We start from the raw sequence: 7300 nt of genomic DNA on the forward strand, positions 1-7300 counted from the left end.
CCAGCGGGTTGATGAGCAACCGGATGGGACGTCCGTCAGGATGGCAAATTGCTATTTCTTACCGGATAAAAAGAGACGACTGACTGGCCGCCATAATCATCACAATGTACAGCATCTTGACAACCCGACACAGCCATGCGAGTCTGCCGCTGTAGGTGCCTATTCAACCTTTATCCACAAGGTGAATTGCCCGATATGGACACCCTCCCCACCAACCAGTTAACCATTTTTTTTGCCGATATCGCAGGCAGCACCCGCCTTTACGACACGTTTGGCGATTTCAAGGCACGGGAACTGATTTCCGACTGCCTGACCCAATTGAAAGAACTGGCCAGGGAAAATGATGGTACCGTCGTCAAAACCATTGGCGACGAAGTGATGTGTACCTTTTTGACACCCAACCAGGCAGCCGAAACCGCCAGACAGATGCATGAGGAGATCTCTTTTGATCCAAAAATGGTCCAGGCCAACATCCGTCTGAGAATCGGATTTCACCACGGAGAGGTGATCTGTGAGCCCGAAGATGTGTTTGGAGACGCGGTGAACGTGGCAGCACGCATGGTGGAGCTGGCGAAAAGCGATCAGATTATCACCAACAAAGAAACGCTTGCATTGATGAAACTGACCCTGAAACGGCGCGCACGAATCGTTGACCGGACGCGGGTTAGGGGAAAAGATGATGTCATGGAGATCCATGAGCTGATCTGGGGAAAACCCGACCTGCTGACCATGTCCAATACCCTTACCGAGGAAATGATTGCATCGTTGACAGAGGAAAAGGATCTCCTTCAAATTCGGTACCTGCAACAACGCCTATTAGTGGATCACGAACGGCCTATTCTGACCATGGGCCGGGGCGTTGCCAATCACCTGATCATCAACGAACCATTGGTTTCACGCATGCACGCCCGCATTGAGCTGCAACGAAATCGCTTCATGCTCATTGATCAGAGCACCAATGGAACATTTTTGAAACTTCCGGACGAAGAGCCCAGATTGCTGCGCAGGGATGCCATACAATTGGAGGACGAAGGAGTGATCGGCCTGGGGCAGAAAGTCAGCAAAAACGACCCGATGGCTGTTCGCTATCGGATTTTGTAGAAAATACGTAGTCGTTCGAAGCGGAGAGCCCTGCTCGACATTGAATTCTCATCCATTTTGGGCTATGGTTTGGTCGTTTTGTATTCTCGGCTCAGCACGCTAAGTGGTCGTGTTCATAAATACGGTGACGCACTGAGATGGCCGAGGCGCCTGGGCCGCGAGGAGCGAGAATACCTGTCGTATTTAAGCGACGAGGAACGCAGACGGACCGGGATGCGTCGGTCATCGAATGCCATCGTATTTATGAACACGACCACTTAAGTTTTACCGATAACCTCCCAGGAGGCAATGCACTGCTGTGTCCGTTCTTCTAAAAAACAAAATTCCTGAACGATTGGATATCCTTGACAGCTATCTTGCTAAATCGGAATCCCGGGTTTCCGACATCAGGAATGGATGTGAAAAAAAAATCGTCTGGCACGACGACCAACGCCTACAGCGCGACATCGCCATCGTATACATCCACGGCTTTTCGGCAAGCCGCATGGAGACCTGGCCCATGTGCGACCGTCTGGCCGAGGCCCTGGGCGCCAACCTGTTCTACACCCGCCTGACTGGCCACGGGCAGGATGGCTATGCCCTGGCCACGGCCACGGTCGAAGATTGGATGGACGACGGAATGGAAGCCGTTGCCATCGGACAACGGCTGGGCAAAAAAGTCATCCTGGTGGGCACATCCACCGGCGGCACCCTGGCGGCCTGGCTGGCGGCCCAGCCGTCTGTGGCCGCACTGATTCACCGCCTGATTCTCCTCTCGCCCAACTTTTTTCCCAAAAACCCCCTGGCGGCCGCAGCGCTTTGGCCGCCCACAATGCGACTGTTCGAAAGCTTTTTCGGCAGCTGGCGGTGCTTCATCGTCTCCAACGCCATGCAGGCAAGATACTGGACCATGCGATACCCGCTCAAGGCCATCGCAACCATGATGCAGCTGGTCCGCTTATCCTGGCGGATCGATTTGAAAAACGCCGCCATGCCGGTGCTGATGATGGTCAACCCGTGGGACCGGGTAATCAACGTTACCCTGGCAATCATGCGCTACCTGGCCTTCCCGTCTTCACAAAAAAAGCTGGTGCTGTTCAGGGGCAACAAGGATTTGGGCCGGCACGTGCTGGCCGGAGACATATTGGCGCCCGAAAGCACGGCCAGGGCCGTGGCCATCATACAGTCGTATCTCAACAGTCGGCCTTGAATCGCGATAGAATCGATAAAAGGAGATATCATGAACGACAACGACACCCATCTGAAATCAGTCGGTTACATCCTCTGGATTTTCGGATTTACCGGCGCCCATCGATTTTATTTCGGCAAACCCATATCGGGAACCATCTACTTTTTTACCCTGGGCCTGCTGGGGATCGGCTGGCTCATCGACCTCTTTCTGATCCCCTCACTGGACCGGCAGGCAAGCATCCGCTTCCGCGGCGGCCCCGTCGACTACACGGTGGCCTGGGTACTGCTCACCTTCCTGGGATTGTTGGGCATCCATCGCATGTACATGGGCAGATGGCTGATCGGCATCGTTTATCTGCTGACGGGCGGGATCTTCGGGCTGGGCTATCTTTATGATTTCTGGACGCTGAACGATCAGATCACGGTCATTAACGGTTGATAGCAGAATACCGCTTCTATCGGCTGTTCTGTTTCAGATATCCGGTACCGCCCAGCGCATGCATCTGTTCGATGATCTGCCAGGTTCGGCGGATCACATAGTCCGACGGCCGTTCGGCCGCCATGCGTCTGGGGCTGGGAAGGACAGCCGCCAGGGTAGCCGCTTCACGCCGATTGAGCCGGTCGGCCGGTTTGTGAAAAAACCGCTGAGCGGCCGCCTCCACACCGAACACACCGTTGCCCATCTCCGCAATGTTGAGATAAACTTCCAGGATCCGGGATTTGGGCCAGAGCAATTCCATGAGCAGGGTGAAGTAGACCTCGATTCCCTTTCTCAGGTAGCTTCTTCCCGACCACAGGAACAGGTTCTTGACCACCTGCTGGCTGATGGTGCTTGCCCCCCGGGGACGTCTGCGGGTACGGTTGTCCTGGATGGCATCGGCAATCGCCTTCAGGTCAAAGCCCCAGTGGTCGAAAAAATTCTGATCCTCGGAAGCGATGACCGCAAGGGCCGCATGGGGTGAGATCCGGTCCATGGGTGTCCAGCGGTAGTCGACGACAGCGCCGGACAGGCGCTGCTGCAGCATGAAGGCACTCGTAGGCGGGTGAACCCATCGCAACAGCAGGACAATCGCCACGGTGACGATGACGATGGATGCAGCCGTTTTCCACAGCAGGCTGAACACGGACCAACGGGACCGTCTGGTTGTCTGAAAAGCGCCGGGCATGCAATCTCCTCGACCCCTTCATAACCCATGACGAAGGGTGCAATCAACCCACTTGGGGCTGAAGGTGCGGGTCGATGGAGGAGCCGTGGCCCTTAGCAGCTGTTAAAGCATGCCTGCCTGCTGAAAGTCGGCGACCACCGACTCGACCAGCGCTTCGTTGGCGTCATGGGACAGCTTCAGTGTCCTGGCCAACTCATCTGAGATGGCCTCTGGATCCGGGACGAACCATTGGAGCTGGGTGCCGTGAAGGTGGCTCAAGTGATTGGCATAAGCGGTGATGGCGGCCAGAGGCGCGGCCTCGCCCGCATTTTCAATGTGGTGGTGATATTTTACGCAAACCTTTGCCGACGCCGGCATTTTCCATTTTTCCATGAGCCGCTCACCGATCTCAGTATGATCGGTTCCAATGAGCTGCTTTTCAGCTTCATGGTCGGTAAGCGTCTCTCGCCTTTTGAGATTCTGTATCTGCCGGTAGCTGTCCGCGCTCACCAGCAGGAGTACCAGTTTACCGATATCATGCAGCAACCCGCCCACAAAGGCTTTTTCAGAATCGTCGTATCCGGCGGCAACGGCAATTCGGCGGGCTGCCAGGCCGCACTCGGCCGCGTGTTGCCATAAAAACGGGCCCCAGGTCTGCATGCCGGGATTGCTCTTTAAAAAGTATGTCTGCATGGATGCCGACAAGACAAGGCCTTTGGTGGTCTTCGCACCCAGCCGCGTCAGTGCCTGCTGAAGGGACTCGACACGATTCAACCCGCCGAAAAGTGCCGAGTTGCTGATTTTGATCAGTTTGGAAACAAGGGATTGATCCATGCCGATCACTTTTTCGACCGCTTTGATATCCACGCCGGGATCCGAGAGCATGTCGAGCGCACGTGTCACCAGCGTGGGCAGGGGCGGCAATTCGTCGATCTTGGACACCAACTCTGCCGGGCTGAACTGGCCGGACAAGGGTGGCCTTTTGTGGCTATCCGGTTGTGCAACTGACATGGGCTGCGCAGGCAGGTCGGTCATATTTTTTTTACGGGGTGTAACCATCCAGGAAAGCAGCTCCAGATAGTGCTGGGGGGACAGGCCCGCATAGCCGCTTTCGCTGAACACATAGATGAAGACCGCCACCCGCCCCTTGTTGACCACCGGAATCAGCGCACATTCGCCGGATGCGGATGCATCGGACAGCCTGTCCAACAGATTCGATGGAAACCGGTTCCCGAAAAAAGCGACGCCGGAACGATGAACGGCAGACAAAACAAGGTCGTCGTCCAGTGCCCCTAAAAGACCCTTGGCGGACGTCTGGTCGAGGCCGTGTCCGTCGACCCTGCGCAGCTTTTTGCAGTGCACCACTTGGCCGTCTTTGGCGGTCAGAATCAGTATGCCATTGTAAAAACCCTTGCAGAATGCCACCAGGGCCTCTATGCGCTTCAATGGGTCGTCGCTCAGCATCAACTTTTTTAGGGCCTGGCGAAACGCGCCGAACAGGGGGTCCCCGCTGGATTCCGATGAGGCCGGCTGATCTGTCGCTTCGGCGGGCAGGAGCGTAACCGTTCCCTTTTCCATGCAGTCCTTGATGATCGCTATCACGGTACTGCTCTCGAAAGGCGCTTTTTCGAGAACCTGTCGAATGGTTCTGCAGGTGGACATCAATCGAAAAACCACCTGCTCCTCAGTGGTCAGCGTTTCGGTCTGAACCTCTTTGGCGGAAGCTGAGAATTCACGGTCGAGGGAAATGATTCCCTTGATGAAATCACGGTACTCATCAGACTGGACGGCAATGGAAAGAGCAAGCATCCGGGCATCCAGTTTGGTTTCAGCACCATCGGCTTCGACCGGCGTATCCGTGAAATTAAAGGACCCCTCATCGAGCAGAAACATCTCCAACAACACCTCTTTCATGCCGGTCAGCAGGATTTCCTCCACCGTCGAAAGGGGAAACAGGTCGATCTGCGTAAGAATGGAACGAATCGGCATCGCCGTTTCCGTCCGGATCTGGCGGATTCGCTTGACATCATCGGCAGTAACCTGGCGGTTGAAAATCAAGCTCTGGAGTATTTTTGCGTCCCCACCGGCGGAATGGGCATCGATGATGAAACCGTTTTTGAAACTGACTGTAATCAGGCGTTGGTTTTCGGCAACGGAAAGGATCCCGTTCAGGCTCAACTGGGATAGAAACATGATGGCGTCGGCCGGATGATATTTACTCAAATCTCCATTAAAAATCATTTCTTTGCCTCACAGGTTTCAGGGTCAAACTTTAGTTCGACCGTTTTCCCTGAAACTTGAGTGTGATATACAATATTAAATGCCGAATTTGGCCGCCCCACTGAAAAAGACAAAAATGGCAACCCAAAATGGAAGGCCGATGAACGCCAACACCCTTTCACGCCCGAGAACGGTGACCATGCAGCGAATGCAAATTACTATCCGACAGGCAGGGGTCGAAGACCATGAAGGCCTTTCATCACTGGCCAGGGAGACCTTTGTCGACAGCTTCGCCGCTGACAACCACCCGGAGGACATGGCCGCCTACCTGGAAAAAGCATTCAGCCCGCGCATCCAGGCAACGGAATTGGCCGAGCCGTCTTCACGGTTCCTGATTGCCGAAGCCGGAGGGAAGCCGGTGGGGTACGCCCGGCTGGTTGAAGCATCGACACCGCCCTGTATCAATGCAAAAAAGCCCATCCAACTGTCGCGCTTGTATGCCCGCAAACGGTGGATCGGCAGTGGTGTGGGGGGCGCGTTGATGACCGCATGCATCGTTGAAGCGACCAGACGACAATGTGAGGGCATCTGGTTGGGCGTCTGGGGTAGAAATGCCCGGGCCATCCGGTTTTACAACCAATGGGGATTTGTGCAGATGGGAACCCAGCCTTTTCTGTTGGGCAATGACCGGCAAACCGATCTTATCCTGTGGCTGCCACTGGATGTGCCGCCACGATAACCCATGACAAAAACAGGTGTTGCATGGTAAATAACGAACGCCAACGCTGCGGGTGGCCCGGCGACGACGCGCTGATGGTGCGCTACCACGACGAAGAGTGGGGCGTACCTGTCCACGACGACCGCAAGTGGTTTGAATTCATCCTCCTGGATGCCTTTCAGGCCGGCCTGTCGTGGAAAACGGTGCTGCACAAGCGGGATGCCTTCCACCAGGTTTTCCATGGTTTCGACCCACTGCGGGTGGCCGGGATGTCTGAAAAAGCCATGGCCGGGGCCATGGCCAACCCGGCCATTATCCGCAACCGGCTCAAAATCCGGGCCGCTGTCAGCAACGCCCAGGCCTTTTTACGCCTGCAGGAAACCCATGGCCGCTTCGACGATTACATCTGGTCTTTCACCGGCGGCCGGGTGATCCAGAATCGCTGGAAAACCCCCGAAACGATGCCGGTCACCACCGACTTGTCCGACACAGTCAGCCGGGCACTCAAGCAGCAGGGCTTCACATTTGTGGGCAGCACCATCTGCTACTCTTTTCTACAGGCCGCTGGAGTAGTCAACGACCACCTGGTGACCTGCTTTCGGCACAGGGAGTTAGGGGCGCGTAAGTAAGACTGCAGCGCGACTTGATCCAAAGGATTAAAAAGAGAATGTCCAATGTCGAACAAGGAACCGCAGAATGAAGAAGGAAGGAATTCTGCCTTCTTGGGAAACGATATCGCGCAGCGATACATTCCTTCAACATTCGATATTCGACATTGGACATTCTGCGGTTCACTCTTAAAAACGAATATCCAATGTCGAACAAGGAACCGCAGAGTGAAGAAGGAAGGAATTCTGACTTTTTATAGAATCGATATCGCACAGCGATTCATTCCTTCGATATTCGACATTGGACATTCTGCGGTTCGCTCTTAAAAACGAATATC

Annotated in this window: 7 protein-coding genes; 5 read left to right on the top strand and 2 right to left on the bottom strand. The window is 54.9% G+C overall.

Annotation, left to right across the window (positions count from 1 at the left end; genetic code table 11):
- Positions 1–195: 195 nt before the first annotated feature.
- From QNK41_RS03675 to QNK41_RS03685, 3 genes are all read left to right on the top strand, one after another.
- Positions 196–1101 carry an adenylate/guanylate cyclase domain-containing protein gene (locus QNK41_RS03675; RefSeq protein ID WP_319253864.1) on the top strand — a complete coding sequence of 302 codons (906 nt, stop codon included), beginning with the start codon at positions 196–198 and terminating at the stop codon, positions 1099–1101.
- Positions 1102–1399: 298 nt separating this feature from the next.
- The gene (locus QNK41_RS03680) at positions 1400–2290 is read left to right on the top strand and encodes an alpha/beta hydrolase (protein WP_319253866.1); all 891 of its coding nucleotides are present in this window, start codon (positions 1400–1402) and stop codon (positions 2288–2290) included.
- A 30-nt stretch (positions 2291–2320) separates the two neighbouring features.
- Complete coding sequence (locus tag QNK41_RS03685; RefSeq protein WP_319253868.1) at positions 2321–2710, top strand: TM2 domain-containing protein; 390 nt, start codon at positions 2321–2323, stop codon at positions 2708–2710.
- A 16-nt stretch (positions 2711–2726) separates the two neighbouring features.
- Here QNK41_RS03685 and mtgA read toward each other — a convergent pair whose 3' ends face one another.
- Both mtgA and QNK41_RS03695 read right to left on the bottom strand, forming a co-directional pair.
- Entirely contained in the window at positions 2727–3437 is a 711-nt protein-coding gene (gene mtgA, locus QNK41_RS03690) for a monofunctional biosynthetic peptidoglycan transglycosylase (protein WP_319253870.1), read from the bottom strand.
- Between the two features lie 102 nt (positions 3438–3539).
- Positions 3540–5657 (bottom strand): HDOD domain-containing protein, encoded by a 2118-nt coding sequence (locus QNK41_RS03695; protein WP_319253873.1) that lies wholly within the window; start codon positions 5655–5657, stop codon positions 3540–3542.
- Positions 5658–5796: 139 nt separating this feature from the next.
- Between QNK41_RS03695 and QNK41_RS03700 the strand changes: the two genes are divergently transcribed.
- The gene (locus tag QNK41_RS03700; RefSeq protein WP_319253875.1) at positions 5797–6375 is read left to right on the top strand and encodes a GNAT family N-acetyltransferase; all 579 of its coding nucleotides are present in this window, start codon (positions 5797–5799) and stop codon (positions 6373–6375) included.
- 23 nt (positions 6376–6398) lie between these two features.
- Positions 6399–6983, top strand: coding sequence for a DNA-3-methyladenine glycosylase I (locus QNK41_RS03705; protein ID WP_319253877.1), 585 nt, complete (start codon positions 6399–6401; stop codon positions 6981–6983).
- Positions 6984–7300 lie beyond the last annotated feature (317 nt).

The sequence above is a fragment of the Desulfosarcina sp. genome, from assembly GCF_033791525.1.
Classification (GTDB): Bacteria; Desulfobacterota; Desulfobacteria; order Desulfobacterales; family Desulfosarcinaceae; genus Desulfosarcina.